Raw genomic sequence first — 17124 nt, 5'->3', positions numbered from 1 at the left:
GAAATGGCGACGCGGAGCCACGACCATGATCGCGACTCTCCGTCCGGCCGGGATTCAACAGGTCACGGCGTCCGAAAACCAGATCCTTCTCACCTGATGGACAGTCATGTCCGGTTACTGTCCAGGAACTTGTGCGCGCACTTTCCGCTCTCTACTATCGCCCGGCGCGCACTCCTCGCACTTCTCGCACGGGCGCGCAGATCCCACTTCTACCGCCGCAAGGGAACTCCCGTCGTGCACGCACGCTATTTCGCTCCACTGCTCCTGATATGCATTTCACTCACGGGGTGCGGCGGCGGGGACAACGAACCCGAGGCGAGCGACAGTCCGCCGCCCACCGCCGAGGAAATCGCCTACTACGACTGCTTGAAGAAGCAGGGCGTGGCCATCGTCCACACCGATTACGGCGCGCCCCGCGAGGACAAGTCGAAGCCCTGGAACGAGGAGGCGCACAAGGCCTGCGAGCCGATGCTGCCGCCCCGGGCAAAGCCTCAGCCGGCCGCGCCGGAGCAGATCGCCGCCGCGCTGAAGGAGTCCGCGTGCCTGCGGGCCGAGGGCGTGTCCTGGTACCCGGACCCCGATCCGGTCACCGGTGAGATCGATCAGACCAAGGGCACTCCCGAGCAGTGGTCCGCGCTCAAGCGCGACCACGTGGACGCGTTGAAGAAGTGCCGGACGGAGAGATGAGCGAGCTCGATCACGTCGTGGAGCACACCGAGCGCACCAAGCAGACCGAGCACACCGAGCACGGCGAGGTCCCGGAGGACGACCGCAGCGGGCTCGCGCGGGGGCGGCGCGTGGTGCTCGGGGTCGTCGGCGGGGCCGCGCTGATGGCCGTCGGGGGGCTGCTGGCCACCACGCTCGTGAAGTCCCCCGCGCAGGTGGCCGCGGAGACCGGCCCGCCCGCGCAGGGGGCCCTGACGGCGGAGGTCGAACGGCGGGTGCTCGCGCGGACCCTGGTGATGCGCGGCTCCGTCGTCGCCGACCAGAGCGTCGAGGTGTCCCCGCAGGGGATCCGCTCCGGTGACGGCGCGGGGCCGGGGGCGGCGATGGTGACCAAGCTGCCGCCGAAGGCCGGGGATCCGGTCACCGCGGGGCAGCTGATCGCCGAGGTCTCCGGGCGGCCGGTGTTCACCCTGCACGGCACGCAGCCGATGTACCGGGACCTCAAGCCGGGGGCCACCGGGGACGACGTCGCGCAGGTGCAGCAGGCGCTGCGCGAGCTCTCGCACGGCACCGGCGCCGACCCGAAGGGCGTCTTCGGGGCCGGTACGAAGGCCGCGCTCGCCGCCCGCTACCGGGCCATCGGGTACGAGCCGCTGCCCGCGGTCGCCGACGGCGGCGCGGCGCTCAAGTCGGCGCGGGAGGCGGTCCGGTCGGCGACGTGGGCCGTCGAGGACGCGGTGGGCTCCGCCGGTTCCGCGGGTTCGGGCAGCGGAGCCACCGCCCGGCCGGGCCCCTCGGGCGCTCCCCCGGACGCCGGATCCGGCAAGGGCGGGACGACGGCGGGCACGGGAGCGAACGGCGGCTCCGGCTCGGGCGGCTCCGGCACCTCCGGCTCCGGCTCCGGCGGCTCCGGCGGCTCGGGCTCCGGGCGGGAGTTGGTGCGGGCCCGGCAGGCCCTCACGGAGGCGCAGGCCGCGCTCGCGGCCGCCGAGGCCGCCGACGGGCCGATGCTGCCCGCCGCCGAGACCGTGTTCCTGGGCTCCTTCCCCGCCCGCGTCAGCTCCGTCGGCGCCCGCGTCGGCTCCCCCGTCTCGGGCCCGGTGCTCACGCTCTCCGCCGGGGAACTCGTCGTAGAGGCCTACCTCAAGGAGGACAGGAAGCAGCTGCTGCGCCCCGGCATGGCGGTGGTGGTCTCCTCCGAGGTCTCCGGCACCGACGTCCGCGGGAAGGTGGCGCTGGTCGCCGCCGAGCGGTCCGCCGCGCAGCCCGCCGGCCGGCCCCAGCAGCAGGACCAGGGCCAGAACGCCAAGGGCGGCGGGGACGGCGCCGGCGGGAGCAGCGGCGGCGGAGCCGATCCCGGCTACCGGATGGTGGTCCGCGCCGACCAGCCGCTGCCCGCCGGCTTCGCCGGTCAGGACGTCCGGCTGACCATCGAGTCCGCCTCCACCGACGGCGAGGCCCTCGTGGTCCCGGTCACCGCCGTGTCGGCCGGCGCGGACGGGCGTACGGTCGTCACCGCCGTGTCCGCCGAGGGAGCCCAGCGGCGCATCGAGGTGCGCACCGGCACCAGCGGCGACGGCTTCGTGGCCGTCACCCCGGCCCGGGCGGGTTCCCTCGTGGCCGGCACCCGCGTGGTGATCGGGGTCGCGCCCCGCGGCACCCGCGAGAACCGCGGGACGGCCAAGTGAGGCTCCTCCCCCGACGCTCCCGCGCCGCCTCCCCCGAAACCGGGGCGCCCGAGGCCCGGGTCGACGCCAAGACGCCCGAGGCCGAGACGCCCGCCGGCCCGGCCGCCCCCGTGATCGAGTTCCGCGGGGTCGGCCTCACCTACCCCGGGCCACCGCCCGTCGAAGCCCTCCACCCCTGCGAGCTGGTCGTCGGACGAGGCGAGTTCATCACCGTCGTCGGCCCCTCCGGCTCCGGGAAGTCCACCTTCCTCAACGTCGCCGGACTGCTCGACTCCCCCACCGGCGGCCGGTACCTCCTCGACGGGATCGACACCGCGGCCCTCCCCGACCGGGAGCGCACCGCCCTGCGCGGCCGCCGCATCGGCTTCGTCTTCCAGTCCTTCCACCTGCTGCCCCACCGGTCCGCCCTGGAGAACGTCACCCTCGCCATGCTCTACACCGGAATTCCGCGCGCCCAGCGCCTCGTACGGGCCCGCGAGGCCTTGGACCAGGTCGGTCTCGGGCACCGGGCCGGCGCCGTGCCCGGGCGGCTGTCGGGCGGCGAGCGGCAGCGCGTGGCCATCGCCCGCGCCCTCGTCGGACGGCCCTCGCTGCTGCTGTGCGACGAGCCGACCGGCAACCTCGACTCCGCCAACGCCGCCTCCGTCCTCGGGCTGCTGGACGACCTCCACCGCTCCGGGATGACCGTCCTCGTCATCACGCACGACCTCGAAGTGGCCCGGCGCGGCCGCCGGACCGTCACGATCCGCGACGGGCGGCTGCACCTGTGAGCACCGTCGCACCGACCCGGCTGTCCGTACGCGACGCCCTGTCCGAGGCCGTCGCCGGCATGCTGCGCCGCCCCGGCCGGGCCGCGCTCACCGCCCTCGGCACCGTCCTCGGCGTCGGCAGCTTCGTGGCCGTGCTCGGCCTCACCGCCACCATCTCCTCGCAGATCGACGGCCGGTTCAACGTCCTGACCGCCACCGAGGTGAGCATCGAGGACGTCGCCGGGCAGCAGGACGAGTTCGCGGGGCCCGGCTTCCCCGCCGACGCCGAACGGCGGCTGCGCGCGGTCGCGGGCATCGAGCACGCCGGGGTGATGTGGACGGTACGGCTGGACTCGCGGACCTCCGTCGGCCCGCTGCCGTCCGGCGCCGGCGAGGCCACCACCGGCGCCGCCGTCGTCGCCGCCTCCCCCGGGGCCGTCGCCGCCCTCGTTCCGACCCTCCAGCAGGGGCGGCTCTACGACGAGTTCGCCGAGCGCGGCCACGAGCGCGTCGTCGTCATCGGCAGCGGGCTCGCCACCCGCCTCGGGATCACCACGCTGGCCACCCGGCCCGCCCTCTACATCGGCCAGGAGCCCTTCACCGTGGGCGGCATCGTCGCCGACCTGGAACGCCGGCCCGAGCACCTGATGTCGGTCCTCGTCCCGCGCACCACCGCGGAGCAGCTGTGGGGTCCGCCGGCGCCCGGCTCCGCGAGCATGCTGATCTCCACCGAGCTCGGGGCCGCCCGGCAGGTCGCCGACCTGGCCCCGCTCGCGCTGCGGCCCGACCACCCCGAGTACCTCAAGGCCGTTCCGCCGCCGGACCCGCGCACCCTGCGCTCCGGCGTCACCTCCGACCTGAGCGCGCTCTTCCTGCTGCTCGCCGGGATCTGTCTGGTCATCGGGGCCGTCGGGATCGCCAACACCACGCTCGTCGCGGTGCTGGAGCGGACCGGTGAGATCGGGCTGCGGCGTGCGCTGGGCGCCCGCGGCCGGCACGTCTCGGCGCAGTTCCTCACCGAGTCCGCGGCCCTCGGGGCCCTCGGCGGGCTGGTCGGCACCTCGCTGGGCGAGCTGACCGTCGTCGCCGTCTCCCTCGTACGGGACTGGACCCCGGTGATCCACCCGGTCACCGTCGCCGCGGCCCCGCTCGTCGGCCTGGTCACCGGGCTGCTGGCCGGCCTCTATCCCGCCTGGCGGGCGGCCCGTGTCGAACCGGCCGAGGCCCTGCGAAGATAGCGGCGGCGCCCTGACCGTCAGAGCGACCCGCCCCCGGAGGTGGTGGTCCCCGTGAACCCGAAGCCGTACGAGTCCCACGGCGCCGGCGACCCCACCGGTGACCCCACCGCAGTCCCGGCCGCGCTCGGGCTCGGCCTGCTCGCCGTGGGGGGCTGGCTGCTGACGACCGCCCGCCCCTGGCAGAAGCCGGGGCACCCGCTCACGCTGGGGCTCGGCTGGGCCGCCTCGGCCGCGCTGCTGGTGTGCGGGCTGGTGCTGCTGGCGAGGTGCGTCCGCGCGGTGCACGGCCGCCCGGACACCGACACCGGCCCCGACGCGACGATCGCCGAAGCCCCGACCACGGACCCGCGCACGCACACGGAGGACTGAACGAGCGGCGCCCGCGCGGGCGCCGCCGTCCGCCGCCCGGTTCAGGCCTTCGGGGCCACCTTCGAGAGGCCGTTGATGATGCGGTCCATCGCGTCGCCGCCCGTCGGGTCGGTCAGGTTGGCCAGCATCTTCAGCGTGAACCGCATCAGGACCGGGTGGGTCAGGCCGCGCTGCGCGGCGATCTTCATCACCTTCGGGTTGCCGATCAGCTTCACGAAGGCGCGGCCCAGCGTGTAGTAGCCGCCGTAGGTCTCCTTGAGCACCTTCGGGTAGTTGTGCAGCGCCAGTTCGCGCTGGGCCGGGGTGGCCCGGGCGTGCGCCTGCACGATGACGTCGGCCGCGATCTGGCCCGACTCCATGGCGTACGCGATGCCCTCGCCGTTGAACGGGTTGACGAGCCCGCCCGCGTCGCCGACCAGCAGCAGGCCCTTGGTGTAGTGCGGCTGCCGGTTGAAGGCCATCGGCAGGGCCGCGCCGCGGATCGGCTGCGTCATGTTCTCGGGGGTGTAGCCCCAGTCCTCGGGCATGGACGCGCACCAGGCCTTGAGGACCTCGCGCCAGTCCAGCTCCTTGAAGGCGGAGGAGGAGTTGAGGATGCCGAGGCCGACGTTGGAGGTGCCGTCGCCCATGCCGAAGATCCAGCCGTAGCCGGGCAGCAGCCGGTCCTGCGCGCCGCGCCGGTCCCACAGCTCCAGCCAGGACTCCAGGTAGTCGTCGTCGTGCCGCGGCGAGGTGAAGTACGTGCGGACGGCGACGCCCATCGGGCGGTCCTCGCGCCGGTGCAGGCCCATCGCGAGGGACAGCCGGGAGGAGTTGCCGTCGGCCGCGACGACGAGCGGGGCGCGGAAGGTGACCGGGGTCTTCTCGTCGCCCAGCTTCGCCTGCACGCCGGTGATGTGGCCGGTGCGCGGGTCGCGTACGGGCTCGCCGACGTTGCAGCGCTCGTACAGCCGGGCGCCGGCCTTCTGCGCCTGGCGGGCCAGGGTCTCGTCGAAGTCGTCGCGCTTGCGGACGAGTCCGTAGTCCGGGTAGGAGGCGAGTTCCGGCCAGTCCAGCTGCAGCCGCTGGCCGCCGCCGATGATGCGCAGACCCTTGTTCCGCAGCCAGCCGGCCTCTTCGGAGACGTCGATGCCCATCGCCACCAGCTGCTTGGTGGCGCGCGGGGTGAGGCCGTCACCGCAGACCTTCTCGCGCGGGAACGCCGTCTTCTCCAGCAGCAGGACGTCCAATCCGGCCTTGGCGAGGTAGTAGGCGGTGGTCGAACCGGCGGGCCCGGCCCCGACGACGATCACGTCCGCGGAGTGTTCGGAGAGGAGCTCGGTCACTGCGGGGTCTCCCGAAGGCTCGATAAAGGGTGCCCAACGGCACCGGACATGTGCAGTCTATGCAGCGAGAGAGATCGCGATCCGAAGGGTGCCTCCGATGACCACCTCGCCGACCCGGCCGCTTCCGGCCGTACAGCTCCGCGTGCCCACGGACGAGGACGCGCACGCCTGGCACGCGGTCTTCGCCGACCCCGACGTCATGGAGTTCCTGGGCGGTCCCGCGGAACTGTCGGCGTACGAGGAGATCACCGCGCGCCAGCGCATGCACGACGCACGGCTCGGCTACTGCCTGTGGACCCTGCTGGACGGGGAGGGCGCGGTGATCGGCTTCACCGGCGCGCAGCCGTGGCCGGCGGAGAAGTCGTGGGGGCCGGTCGGCGAGATCGAGATCGGCTGGCGGCTGGGGCGCTCCGCGTGGGGGCAGGGCTACGCGTATGCCGCTGCGCTGGCCACGCTGGAACGGGTCCGGGAGGCCGGGGTTCCGCACGTGGTGGCGATGATCGACGCCCGCAACGCGCGGTCCGTGGCGGTGGCGGAGCGGCTCGGGATGGAGCTGGCCGAGGAGTTCACCACTCCGGGTGGCAACCCGGCCCGCCGCTACGAGCTCCCGCTGCGGGGCGAGTAACCGGGCTCCGCCCGGCCCTGGGGCTCCGCCCGGCCCTGGGGCTCCGCCCCAGACCCCGCGCCTCAAACGCCGGCGAGGCTGGATCTTTGAGGAGCGGGGGTCCGGGGGCGGAGCCCCCGGCAGCGGCGCCGCGGGGGCCCGCGTCAGAAGACGGAGAGGCCCGTCAGGGTGGTGAAGCGGTCGAGCGCGGCTACGCCGGCGACCGAGTTGCCGCGGGCGTCGAGGCCGGGGCTCCAGACGGCCAGGACGCACCGGCCCGGGACCACCGCCACGATCCCCCCGCCGACCCCGCTCTTCCCCGGCAGGCCGACGCGGTACGCGAACTCGCCTGCCGCGTCGTACGTCCCACAGGTCAGCATCACCGCGTTGACCTGCTTCGCCTCGCTGCGCGTCAGCAGCCGCGAGCCGTCCGCGCGCAGCCCGTGCCGGGCCAGGAAGCGTCCGGCGCGGGCCAGGTCGGCACAGCTCATCTCGATGGAGCACTGCCAGAAGTAGTGCTCCAGCAGCGCCGGCACCGGGTTGACGATGTTGCCGTACGAGGCCATGAAGTGGGCGACGGCGGCGTTGCGGTCGCCATGCGACTGCTCGGAGGCCGCGACCTCGGCGTCGAAGCCTATGTCCGGGTTCTGGCTCTCCTGCCGGAGGAATTCCAGCAGTTCGCTGCTCGCGTCGCCCGTCAGGGTCTGGAGCACGTCGGTGACCACGAGGGCGCCCGCGTTGATGAATGGATTGCGCGGAATGCCGCTTTCGTACTCCAGTTGTACGAGCGAGTTGAACGGGTTGCCCGAGGGCTCCCGGCCGACCCGCTCCCACAGGCTGTCGCCGCCCTCGGCCAGGGCGAGGGCGAGCGCGAAGACCTTGGTGATGGACTGCGCGGAGAAGGGGACCTGCCAGTCGCCCACCCCGAAGACGTTGCCGTCGAGGTCGGCGACCGCCATCCCGAACTGCCCCGGGTCGACGGAGGCGAGCGCCGGGATGTACTCGGCCGGGGTGCCGCTGCCCAGCAGCGGGGCGATGTCCGCCACGATCCGCTCCAGCAGCGCACCGTAGTCGAAGGGTGCGGTGTCCACCCTCAGGCCTTGGTGCCCCGGTGGAGGGCCACGATGCCGCCCGTCAGGTTGCGCCAGGCGACCTTGGACCAGCCGGCCTTCTGCAGCAGCCCGGCGAGCGCCGGCTGGTCGGGCCATTCGCGGATGGACTCGGCGAGGTACACGTACGCGTCGGGGTTGGACGACACGGCGCGGGCCACCGGCGGCAGCGCGCGCATCAGGTACTCGGTGTAGACCGTCCGGAAGGGCGCCCAGGTGGGCTGCGAGAACTCGCAGATGACGACCTGGCCGCCGGGCTTGGTCACCCGGTACAGCTCGCGCAGCGCCGCGTCGGTGTCCTGGACGTTGCGCAGGCCGAAGGAGATCGTCACGGTGTCGAAGACGTCGTCCTTGAACGGCAGCTTCGTCGCGTCGCCGGCGGTCAGCGGGAGCCAGGAGTTCCGCTTCTTGCCCTCCCTGAGCATGCCCAGGGAGAAGTCGCACGGGACGACGTACGCGCCGGTCGCCGCGAAGGGCAGCGAGGAGGTCGCCGTACCGGCGGCCAGGTCGAGGACCTTCTGTCCGGGGCGCGCGCCGACCGCCTTGGCGACCTCCTTGCGCCACACCCGGTCCTGGCCGAGGGAGAGGACGTCGTTGGTCAGGTCGTAGTTCGCCGCGACCCTGTCGAACATGGAGGCGACTTCGTGCGGCTGCTTGTCCAGGGAAGCCCTTGTCACTGGCGTTCGCCCCTCGGTGTGCGATGCGGATCGGCGGGTACGGCCCCATCCTCTCAGGCCGGACCCCCGCCGGACGCGGGGGCTCCACGGCTACCCGCCGTGACCGCCGCCGGGTGGATATCGGAAACTGTTCCGAAGGACAGTTACGCCGCGCACCCGCGCACACGTTGACTGACAGGGTGCGGCCCGGTGAGGGTCACCCACCGGACCGGCACCCGAATCGTGGCCGGCCCGGCAGTGGCCGCCGCGAACAGAAAGCTTCACGATGCCGGCAGGCCATTCCACCGGTCGCTCCAGCCGCAGCGGCCCGCGCGCCAAGCGCCGGGCCGAGCGGCGCAAGCGGCTGCGGCGCACGCTCCTCCTCGGCTCGGCGGCACTGGTCGTGGTCTCGGCGACCGCGTACACGCTGCTTCCCGGGGACGACGGCGCGAACACCGCCGCGGGCCGGACCTCGGCCTCGCCGGACCCGACGGACGCGGAGTCCGCCGACGGCTCCGGGAACGCGGTCCCGCAGGGCGGCCAGAAGTCCCCCTCCCCCCAGCCCTCCGCGTCGCCGACGGTGAAGCCCCAGGACTCGCCCTCGCCGCAGCCCTCCCCGTCGGCCGCCCGGCCGGGGGTCTTCAAGTCCTCCTCCGCCGCCGGCAAGGCGCAGGGCAAGGGGCCCGCGCGCCGCTGGCGGATCGAGGTCGAGGAGGGCAGCGGGGTCGACCCGGAGGCGGCCGCCCGCTCGGTCGAGGCGATCCTCGGGGACCCGCGCGGCTGGACGAAGGACCCGCGGTACGGCTTCCAGCTCGTCGCGGCGGGCCAGCCCGTCGACTTCACCGTCAAGATCGCGACGCCCAAGACCACCGACAGCCTGTGCCAAGTGGAAACGCCCGAGCTCATAGGCGAGACCAACTGCAGCACGGGTCACACCGTCGTGGTCAACCTCAAGCGCTGGCAGGAGGGTTCGCCGCAGTTCAACGGCTCACCCGAGGAGTACCGGGCGCTGATCATCAATCACGAGGTCGGGCACGACCTCGGCCGCGGGCACGAGTCGTGCCCGGGCCCCGGCCAGCCCGCTCCGGCGATGATGCAGCAGATCAAGGGACTCCTCGGCTGTAAGTCCAACGCCTGGCCGTACGACTCGAATGGAACCTACCTGTCCGGTCCCTCCGTCCTATAGGGGGAGAGAGCCGATCACAGGGCGGGTCGGCCGGGGCTAGGAGATCATGTGCGCGTCGTCAGCTTCAGCGTCCCCACGTGGTTCCCCTCCTACGAGGCGTACGGGGAACCGGCCGGGCCGCAGACGCCGGACGAGGTCCTGCCCGCCGACGCGCAGTCTGCCGAGGCCCTGTTGACCGAGCAGGAGTCGGCCGTGTTCCTGTGCCTGGCCACCGGCGCCTCCAACAAGGAACTCGCCGTCGAGCTGCAACTGTCCGTCAGCACGGTCAAGTTCCACGTGGTCAACATAAGAGCCAAGCTCGGCGGCATCAGCCGCCTCCAGGCCTGCCTGCTCGCGGCCCTCGCCCGCGAGGACACCCGGCGCACCGAGGACGAACGCCTCAGCGGCGGCGGTGCAGCAGTCGCCCGCCGATGACGGTGGCCACGCAGGTGGTCGCGCCCTGCGCGAGCAGCTCGGCCTCGTCCGCCACGGCGAAGACCGCGAAGCGGGCCACGACGCCCGGCTCCAGCTGTCCGTGGAAGGCCTCCCCGGCCGTGTCCCGGCCGGCGAGGGGATCCAGGCCGGGCGGCTCCTCGTAGGCGGCCGGCGGCAGGATCATGAGCCCCGAGCGGCTCACCGCCGTGCGCACCGACGCGATCGTGAAGCGGCCGCACACCGCGACCACCCCGCGCGCGAGGAGCTTCTGCGTGCCGCGCCGGGCACTGTTGCCCCAGCGCGCCTCGGTCATCTTCAGGGCCTCCACCGCGGCCTCACCGCTGATCGGGTCGGCGCCGAGCTCGGGGACCTCGTACGGGTCGTCCGGGTAGTACGTCCGCTCCAGCAGCTCGTCCGCCCCGAGCACCCGCAGCCCCGGGGTGAGCACCCCGGGCCAGCGGCGGGTGCGGGCGTGCGGAAAGGCCGCGGCGAGGTCCTCGTACGGTCCCACGCGGGCGATCCGGTCGCCGTCGACGACGACCGCACCGGCGAGCAGCGGTGCGCGGCCCGGCCCGGATACGAGGAGTTCGGCGGTGTGGAGCGTCAGCATCGTGTCGGACGCGTCAGTTCGTGGAGATGAGCTTCAGTTCGGGGTGCGCCGTGCCGCCCTCGATGGCGGTGGAGGAGATGTGCGAGACGACGCGGTCGTCGACCGGGTCGTTCGCCGGGTCGTCGTGCACCAGCAGGTGCTCGTAGGTCGTCGCGCGCTGCGCCGGGGTGCGGCCCGCCTTGCGGATCAGGTCGATGATCTCCTGGCGGTTGGAGCGGTGCTTGGCACCGGCCGAGGAGACGACGTTCTCCTCCAGCATGATCGAGCCGAGGTCGTCGGCGCCGTAGTGCAGCGAGAGCTGGCCCGCCTCCTTGCCGACGGTCAGCCAGGAGCCCTGGATGTGGGCGATGTTGTCGAGGAAGAGGCGCGCGATCGCGATCATGCGCAGGTACTCGAAGATCGTCGCCTGGGTGCGGCCCTTGAGGCGGTTGTTCTCGGGCTGGTAGGTGTACGGGATGAAGGCGCGGAAGCCGCCCGTACGGTCCTGGGTGTCCCGGATCATCGCGATGTGCTCGATGCGCTCGGCGTTGGTCTCGCCGGTGCCCATCAGCATGGTGGAGGTGGACTCCACGCCCAGCTTGTGGGCGATCTCCATGATCTCCAGCCAGCGCTCGCCGGACTCCTTGAGCGGGGCGATCGCCGTGCGCGGCCGCTCCGGCAGCAGTTCGGCGCCGGCGCCCGCGAAGGAGTCGAGGCCGGCCGCGTGGATGCGCCGGATGGCCTCCTCCGCCGAGACGCCCGAGATGCGGGCCATGTGCTCGACCTCGGACGCGCCGAGGGAGTGGATGACCAGCTGCGGGAACGCCTGCTTAATGGCTGCAAAGTGGTGCTCGTAGTACTCGACGCCGTAGTCCGGGTGGTGCCCGCCCTGGAACATGATCTGCGTGCCGCCGAGCTCCACGGTCTCCGCGCAGCGGCGCAGGATGTCGTCGAGGTCGCGGGACCAGCCCTTCTTGGCGTCCTTGGGGGCCGCGTAGAAGGCACAGAACTTGCACGCCGTGACACACACGTTCGTGTAGTTGATGTTCCGCTCGATGATGTACGTCGCGATGTGCTCGGTACCGGCGTAGCGGCGGCGGCGCACCGCGTCGGCCGCCTGGCCGAGCGCGTGCAGCGGCGCGTGGCGGTAGAGGTCGAGCGCCTCTTCCTTGGTGATCCGGCCCCCTGCGGCGGCGCGGTCGAGGACAGACTGGAGAACGGCCTGGTCGGTCACCGGTGAGTCACCTTTCGGCGGTGTGTCTGTGTCAAGGTCCGGACCGATCCAGCCTACGCCAGGGGTTCCCGCGCCCCGTCACGGGCTTCGGGTCAGGTCTCCCTCGGGGTTCCCCGCGGGGCTGTCGCCGGACTTGTAGTGCAGCGTCCCGTTGGAGTTGAGGGTGAAGCGCTCGTCGGCGGAGCCGTTGGAGCAGATCCCCGGAGCCGGGTTGCGGTTGCCCGAGGTGTCCAGGACGAGCGAGCGGTCGGTGGCGGAGGACAGCTTCCAGTCACCGCTGCAGTCGGTGCCGAGGACCGCCAGGACCGACTTGTCCCGGGCGACGACCTCGCCGGTCTTCCCGCCCTTGATGGTGATCTCGAACTCGGTGGAGGCCCCGAGCCGGGCGGTGGTGACGGTGCCCTTCCAGGTGCCGATCAGCTCCTTCGGGACGTCGGTGCGGGTCCCCTTGGGCGCCGACGCGCTCCCGCTGGGCGTGGCGTCCGGGGTGGCGCCGGACGCGGCCGGAGCCGAGGTGGAGGGCCGCGGTTCACTGGCCACGTCCCGGGTCTTCTCCCCCTGCCCGGGCAGCAGGTCCATGCCGTAGAGCCCGCCGGTGAGCAGGGCCAGGACGGCCGCGGCCGACAGGACGAGGGTGCAGCTGAAGCGGCGGCCGGCCGCCCTGACGCTGACCTGCCGGCCCCCCGCCCCCTCCGCGGCGGTCCGCTGCCCGGGCAGCCCCCCGCCGGCGGTGGGACCGGACGCGCCGTACGGGCCGGCGCCGCCGGCGCCCGAGCCCGCGGTCCCGGTCTCGGGCGGGGCCCCGAACACCCCGGGCGCCGAACCCTGGCTCCCGTAGGACTGGTACGGGCCGGGCGCGCCGAAGCCGGCGCCCGCCGGGCCCCCGTACGAGGCGGCCGTGAACGGCACCGGCCCCGAGGGGGCGTCCGCCGTGACGCCGCTCCCGTACGACGGGTCGGGCGCCCCGAAACCGGCCACCGGCCCGGGCCCGCCCGCGGAGGGATCGGCGTCGAGGTCCAGCAGGGCCACCGCGGCCCGGCTGGCCTCCTCCACCAGCAGCGCGGGGAGCCAGCCGGGGGCGCCGAGCGCACCGCCGAGGGCCGCCGCGACCGCGTCCGGGGACGGCCGCTCGGCCGCCGCCTTGGCCAGGCAGGCCGCGATCAGCTCGCGCAGCTCCCCGGCCGGCACCGCGCCGAGCTCGGGCGGCTCGTGCACCACCTTGTAGAGGAGGGTGGCGGAGTTGTCCCCGGTGAAGGGCGGCCGTCCGGTCGCGGCGAAGGCCAGGACCGCGCCGAGCGAGAACACGTCGGCCGCCCCGGTGATGCCCTTGCCGAGGATCTGCTCGGGCGACATGTAGCCGGGCGAGCCGACGGAGACGCCGGTGGAGGTGAGCGAGGCCGTGCCGTCCGTGGCGCGCGCGATCCCGAAGTCGATCAGCCGCGGCCCGTCGAGGGTGAGCATCACGTTCGAGGGCTTCACGTCCCGGTGGACGAGGCCCAGACCGTGCACGGCCACCAGGGCGCGGGCCAGGCCCGCGCCGATGGCCCGTACCGAGGACTCGGGGAGCGGCCCGTGCGCGGCCAGCGCCCGGTCCAGGGAGGGACCGGCCACGTATCCGGTGGCCACCCACGGCACCGGTGCCTCCGGGTCCGCGTCCAGCACCGGCGCGGTCCACTCGCCGCCCACCCGCCGGGCCGCCTCCACCTCGCGGCGGAACCGGGCCCGGAACTCCTCGTCGGCGGCGAAGTGCGGGTGCACGATCTTGACGGCGACGGTCCGGCCGCCCGCACTGCGCCCCAGGTAGACCCGGCCCATGCCACCCGCGCCGAGCCGGCCGAGCAGCCGGTACGCGCCGATGGTCCGCGGCTCACCGGCTTCGAGCGGCTGCATCGCGTCCCCCAATTCCCCGTGATCGCGGGCGCCTTGTGCCACCCGGCCGAGCAGCAGCCTATGGGCTGCCGGCGCGGGGGAAGTGCCCTGTCACCCTTTTGCATTTCCCTGACGCGAGCGGAAATGCAAAAAGGCGTGAATTCCCGAGAAACTTCGCATTCGGTCGCCCGGCCCGATGGGCTACCGCTCGGTAAACCCGCTCAGCACTCCTGGACCACCGAGCTCAGCAGCTCCACGGCCACATCCGCGGCATACCCCGTCGTGGATCCCGTACGGCGTGCGAATTCCCTTACGCCGGCCAGCTGATCGGGGCCGAAACGGAAGTCGAGCGTCGTGAAGTACCGCTCCAGCAGGTCCGCGTCGAAGGCCTCCCAGCGGGCCGCCTGCTCGGCGACCTTGGCGACCTCTTCCAGGGAGACGTCCCGGGAGGCGAGAAAGGCCTCGTGGACCTCGCGCACGACGCCGGGCTCGCGGGCGAGGTAGTCCTTGCGGGCGGCCCAGACGGCGAAGACGAACGGCAGTCCGGTCCACTCCTTCCACATGTGCCCCAGGTCGTGCACGGTCAGCCCGAGCCGGGGCGCGTCGTGGAGGGAGGCGCGCAGCGCGGCGTCTCCGATCAGTACGGCCGCGTCCGCTTCCTGCATCATCACGCTCAGGTCGGGCGGGCAGGTGTAGTAGTCGGGCCGTACCCCGTACTGCTCGGAAAGCAGCAGCTGAGCGAGTCGTACGGACGTACGAGAGGTCGAGCCGAGGGCGACGCGGGCTCCGTCGAGCTGCTCCAGGGGCACCTGCGAGACGATCACGCAGGACATCACGGGGCCGTCGCAGCCGACCGCGATGTCGGGGAAGGCGACGAGCTGATCGGCGTTGCGGAGGAACTCCACGAGGGTGATCGGACCCATGTCCAGGTCGCCCTGGACGAGGCGCTCACTGAGTTTCTCGGGGGAGTCCTTGGTCAGCTCCAGGTCCAGCAGCGTGCCGGTTCTGGCCAGGCCCCAGTAGAGGGGAAGGCAGTTCAGGAACTGAATGTGGCCGACGCGGGGCCGGCTGCGGTAGACGTCCACATCGCGAGACTAGCCCCCGCATCGGCGTCAGCCTTCGGGCGGGTCTCAAACGTCCGGGTGACGTGATCTTTCCCTCTGGTCTCCGCCGCAGGGTGCGTGCTAGGCTCGACGCAAGTTGCAGTTTGGTTTCCCTTGCAGTACGAGGCCTGCGGAGAATGTGACCCGCAGGCTTTTGTAGTTTTCAGACTTCTTAGCAGGTTCTGGAGCAGGGCGACCCTTTGGCCCATAGGAGGGCTCATGGCTACCGGAACCGTGAAGTGGTTCAACGCTGAAAAGGGCTTCGGCTTCATCGCCCAGGACGGCGGCGGCCCGGATGTCTTCGTCCACTACTCCGCGATCAATGCCTCTGGCTTCCGCTCCCTCGAGGAGAACCAGATGGTGAACTTCGACGTCACGCAGGGTCCGAAGGGCCCGCAGGCGGAGAACGTCACCCCGGCCTAGTCGCCTGGGCCAACCTGTCGCGGGTTGGAAATGCAGTACCCAAGGAGCCCTGTCACCTCTGCGCGAGCAGAGCGGCAGGGCTCCTGCCTTTTCCCTCCCGGGGTGGGGGGCGGATACGGCAGTGGCCCCCGGCACCTTGACGGTGCCGGGGGCCACTTGCCGTACGGGCCCTGGAGTTACGCGGGCGGGGTGGGGGCGGTGATCATGATGTCCAGGATCAGGGTCACGTTGTCCTTGGTGGTCAGGCGCAGGGAGTACGGGCCCGGGGCCACGTCCGTGGTGAAGAGCTCCGGCAGGACGATCTTGCCGTCGGCGCCCGTCTTGGGGAGCACGCGGCCGAAGACCTTCTTGCCGTCCTCGTCCTTGAAGTACGGGGCCTTCGCGGTCGCCGGGTCCACCGGGACCCACTTGCCGTCCGCGTCCTTCACAACGAGGTCGGCGACCGTCTCCGTACCGGCGACGGCCTTGCCCGCGGCCGTGGCGAGGACCTCCACGCCCTTGAGGCTCGTACCGGCGACCGCCTCCAGCGGCTTCGAGCCCTCCGGGCGCGACAGCTTGTCGGCGACCGTCACCGTCACCGTGACGCGGCCCTCGAAGCTCTGCGTGAGCCTGGTCGTCGTGTCGTAGGCGGAGGCGCGCAGCTTGAAGGTGCCCGCCTTGGTGCCCGCCTTCAGGCCGGGCGCGGCGGCGATGCCGTCGGCGCCCGTCTTGACCACCAGGGACTCCTTCGCCCCGAAGAGCGTGCCGCCGGTGGTGTCCTCCTCGACCGCGAAGATGACCTCGCGGTCGGCGGCGGGCTTGCCGTCGCTCAGGAGGAGCTTGATCTTCGGGGTCACCGTGAAGGCCGCGCCGGCTTCGGCCGTCATCCCGGGCCCGTCGAGCACCGTCAGGTCCTGCAGGTGCGCGGCCGGCTTCTCCGGGGTCGGAGTCGGGGTCGGCGTGGGCGTCGGGGTGGGAGTCGGCGTCGGGGTCGGCGTCGGCTTGGGCGTCGGGGTCGGCGTGATCGGGGTCTGCGGGGTCGGCAGGGTGCCCGGCTGCACGGGCGGGTAGTTCCCGGCCGGCGGGTTCGGGACCTCGGCGGCGCCGCCGTCCTGGTACTGCCGCATGTAGCCGAGCACGGTGTTCACGTACTCGCGGGAGTTGTTGTAGCTGAGGATCGCCGCGTCGAGCTTGGCCTGGTTCGACAGGTCCCGGTCGCCCGCGCACAGGTAGAGCCCGGCGCCCAGCGCGGCGTCGTAGATGTTGTTCGGGTCGCGCTTGGCGTCGCCGTTGCCGTCGGCGCCCCACGTGGCCCAGGTGGACGGGATGAACTGCATCGGGCCGACGGCGCGGTCGTACACCGCGTCCGCGTCCCACTCGCCCTTGTCGGTGTCCCGGATCTCGGCGAAGCCGTTGCCGTCGAGACGGGGTCCGCGGATCGGCTTCTCGGTGTAGCCGTCGGCCTTGAGTCCGTAGCCGGACGCGTGGACGGACTCGACCCGTCCGATGCCGGCGAGCAGCTGCCAGGGCAGCTTGCAGCCGGGAAGTGCGGCCGCGACCGAGAGTTCGGCGCGGTGATAGGCGTCGAGGGCGGTCGCGGGTATCCCGCTGGCCCCCTCCTGCACGCCCGCACCGGCGGGCGGCGGGTCTGCGACGATGTCGGGCAGGTCCAGCCGGGCGTCACCGCGGTCGGTGGCCTGCGGGCTGTCCGGAGTCGGCTCGGACTCGCCCGCGTCGGCGGTCGACGGATTGGTCACGACCGCGGCGGTGGTCAGGCTGGCCGCGAGCGCGGCCGTGCACAGGACCTTGCGCGAGGTGTTGACGAGGTGACGGTGAAGCGGCTTCACAGTGCGGCGATCCCCCCAGGAGCCGTCAAAGGTATACGGCTGGTCCAGCCGTGAATATCCACTGTCTATCAGGTAT

Annotated in this window: 17 protein-coding genes; 9 read left to right on the top strand and 8 right to left on the bottom strand. The window is 72.7% G+C overall.

What is annotated here, in order from left to right:
* The first annotated feature begins 234 nt into the window (after positions 1–234).
* The 5 genes from ACFYZ4_RS15460 (at position 235) to ACFYZ4_RS15440 (ending at position 4710) form a co-directional block, all read left to right on the top strand.
* Positions 235–687, top strand: a complete 453-nt coding sequence (locus ACFYZ4_RS15460) for a hypothetical protein (RefSeq protein ID WP_351290694.1) — start codon at positions 235–237, stop codon at positions 685–687.
* Positions 684–2354, top strand: a complete 1671-nt coding sequence (locus ACFYZ4_RS15455) for a peptidoglycan-binding protein (protein WP_390784120.1) — start codon at positions 684–686, stop codon at positions 2352–2354. Before ACFYZ4_RS15460 ends, ACFYZ4_RS15455 begins: the two co-directional genes overlap by 4 nt.
* 110 nt (positions 2355–2464) lie before the next feature.
* Entirely contained in the window at positions 2465–3124 is a 660-nt protein-coding gene (locus tag ACFYZ4_RS15450; RefSeq protein WP_351588471.1) for an ABC transporter ATP-binding protein, read from the top strand.
* On the top strand, positions 3121–4341 hold the full coding sequence (locus ACFYZ4_RS15445; RefSeq protein WP_390784119.1) for an ABC transporter permease: 1221 nt from the start codon (positions 3121–3123) through the stop codon (positions 4339–4341). Before ACFYZ4_RS15450 ends, ACFYZ4_RS15445 begins: the two co-directional genes overlap by 4 nt.
* Positions 4342–4392: 51 nt before the next feature.
* Positions 4393–4710 carry a hypothetical protein gene (locus ACFYZ4_RS15440; protein ID WP_390784118.1) on the top strand — a complete coding sequence of 106 codons (318 nt, stop codon included), beginning with the start codon at positions 4393–4395 and terminating at the stop codon, positions 4708–4710.
* Positions 4711–4751: 41 nt separating this feature from the next.
* Here ACFYZ4_RS15440 and ACFYZ4_RS15435 read toward each other — a convergent pair whose 3' ends face one another.
* Complete coding sequence (locus ACFYZ4_RS15435) at positions 4752–6035, bottom strand: geranylgeranyl reductase family protein (RefSeq protein ID WP_351290702.1); 1284 nt, start codon at positions 6033–6035, stop codon at positions 4752–4754.
* A 97-nt stretch (positions 6036–6132) separates the two neighbouring features.
* Here ACFYZ4_RS15435 and ACFYZ4_RS15430 point away from each other — a divergent pair, with 97 nt between their 5' ends.
* A complete protein-coding gene (locus tag ACFYZ4_RS15430; protein ID WP_390784117.1) occupies positions 6133–6660 on the top strand; it encodes a GNAT family N-acetyltransferase in 528 nt (175 codons plus the stop codon).
* Positions 6661–6803: 143 nt separating this feature from the next.
* Here ACFYZ4_RS15430 and ACFYZ4_RS15425 read toward each other — a convergent pair whose 3' ends face one another.
* Together ACFYZ4_RS15425 and ACFYZ4_RS15420 are read right to left on the bottom strand one after the other, a co-directional pair.
* A complete protein-coding gene (locus ACFYZ4_RS15425; RefSeq protein ID WP_390784226.1) occupies positions 6804–7700 on the bottom strand; it encodes a glutaminase in 897 nt (298 codons plus the stop codon).
* A 32-nt stretch (positions 7701–7732) separates the two neighbouring features.
* Positions 7733–8425: a demethylmenaquinone methyltransferase gene (locus tag ACFYZ4_RS15420; RefSeq protein ID WP_384341516.1), complete on the bottom strand. Its 693-nt coding sequence runs from the start codon at positions 8423–8425 to the stop codon at positions 7733–7735.
* A gap of 265 nt (positions 8426–8690) precedes the next feature.
* Here ACFYZ4_RS15420 and ACFYZ4_RS15415 point away from each other — a divergent pair, with 265 nt between their 5' ends.
* A complete protein-coding gene (locus tag ACFYZ4_RS15415) occupies positions 8691–9590 on the top strand; it encodes a DUF3152 domain-containing protein (protein ID WP_390784116.1) in 900 nt (299 codons plus the stop codon).
* Between the two features lie 48 nt (positions 9591–9638).
* A complete protein-coding gene (locus ACFYZ4_RS15410) occupies positions 9639–10004 on the top strand; it encodes a response regulator transcription factor (RefSeq protein ID WP_384341517.1) in 366 nt (121 codons plus the stop codon).
* On the opposite strand, the gene ACFYZ4_RS15405 is transcribed toward ACFYZ4_RS15410, so the two are convergent.
* The 4 genes from ACFYZ4_RS15405 to ACFYZ4_RS15390 form a co-directional block, all read right to left on the bottom strand.
* Entirely contained in the window at positions 9970–10614 is a 645-nt protein-coding gene (locus tag ACFYZ4_RS15405) for a hypothetical protein (RefSeq protein WP_390784115.1), read from the bottom strand. The genes ACFYZ4_RS15410 and ACFYZ4_RS15405 overlap by 35 nt on opposite strands.
* A 13-nt stretch (positions 10615–10627) precedes the next feature.
* Positions 10628–11827, bottom strand: coding sequence for a cyclic dehypoxanthinyl futalosine synthase (gene mqnC, locus ACFYZ4_RS15400; protein WP_384341519.1), 1200 nt, complete (start codon positions 11825–11827; stop codon positions 10628–10630).
* A gap of 78 nt (positions 11828–11905) precedes the next feature.
* Positions 11906–13717: a protein kinase gene (locus ACFYZ4_RS15395; protein WP_390784114.1), complete on the bottom strand. Its 1812-nt coding sequence runs from the start codon at positions 13715–13717 to the stop codon at positions 11906–11908.
* A 200-nt stretch (positions 13718–13917) separates the two neighbouring features.
* Complete coding sequence (locus ACFYZ4_RS15390) at positions 13918–14781, bottom strand: menaquinone biosynthesis protein (RefSeq protein ID WP_351303759.1); 864 nt, start codon at positions 14779–14781, stop codon at positions 13918–13920.
* A 237-nt stretch (positions 14782–15018) separates the two neighbouring features.
* On the opposite strand from ACFYZ4_RS15390, the gene ACFYZ4_RS15385 reads away from it, so the two are divergent.
* Complete coding sequence (locus ACFYZ4_RS15385) at positions 15019–15222, top strand: cold-shock protein (RefSeq protein ID WP_030162033.1); 204 nt, start codon at positions 15019–15021, stop codon at positions 15220–15222.
* 176 nt (positions 15223–15398) lie between these two features.
* Here ACFYZ4_RS15385 and ACFYZ4_RS15380 read toward each other — a convergent pair whose 3' ends face one another.
* Positions 15399–17048: a lytic transglycosylase domain-containing protein gene (locus ACFYZ4_RS15380; RefSeq protein WP_351303169.1), complete on the bottom strand. Its 1650-nt coding sequence runs from the start codon at positions 17046–17048 to the stop codon at positions 15399–15401.
* Between the last annotated feature and the right edge of the window lie 76 nt (positions 17049–17124).

Origin of the sequence: Streptomyces sp. NPDC001513, assembly GCF_042894695.1 — a bacterium.
Classification (GTDB): domain Bacteria; phylum Actinomycetota; class Actinomycetes; order Streptomycetales; family Streptomycetaceae; genus Streptomyces.
The sequence above is the reverse complement of the archived record's forward strand: the minus strand, read 5'-3'. Positions and strand labels throughout refer to the sequence as shown.

Excerpts from the sequence above, each read along its gene's own strand:
- ACFYZ4_RS15455 (WP_390784120.1), top strand. The coding sequence starts at position 684 with ATGAGCGAGCTCGATCACGTCGTGGAGCACACCGAGCGCACCAAGCAG.
- ACFYZ4_RS15430 (WP_390784117.1), top strand. The coding sequence starts at position 6,133 with ATGACCACCTCGCCGACCCGGCCGCTTCCGGCCGTACAGCTCCGCGTG.
- ACFYZ4_RS15415 (WP_390784116.1), top strand. The coding sequence starts at position 8,691 with ATGCCGGCAGGCCATTCCACCGGTCGCTCCAGCCGCAGCGGCCCGCGC.
- ACFYZ4_RS15405 (WP_390784115.1), bottom strand. The coding sequence starts at position 10,614 with ATGCTGACGCTCCACACCGCCGAACTCCTCGTATCCGGGCCGGGCCGC.
- ACFYZ4_RS15395 (WP_390784114.1), bottom strand. The coding sequence starts at position 13,717 with ATGCAGCCGCTCGAAGCCGGTGAGCCGCGGACCATCGGCGCGTACCGG.
- ACFYZ4_RS15385 (WP_030162033.1), top strand. The coding sequence starts at position 15,019 with ATGGCTACCGGAACCGTGAAGTGGTTCAACGCTGAAAAGGGCTTCGGC.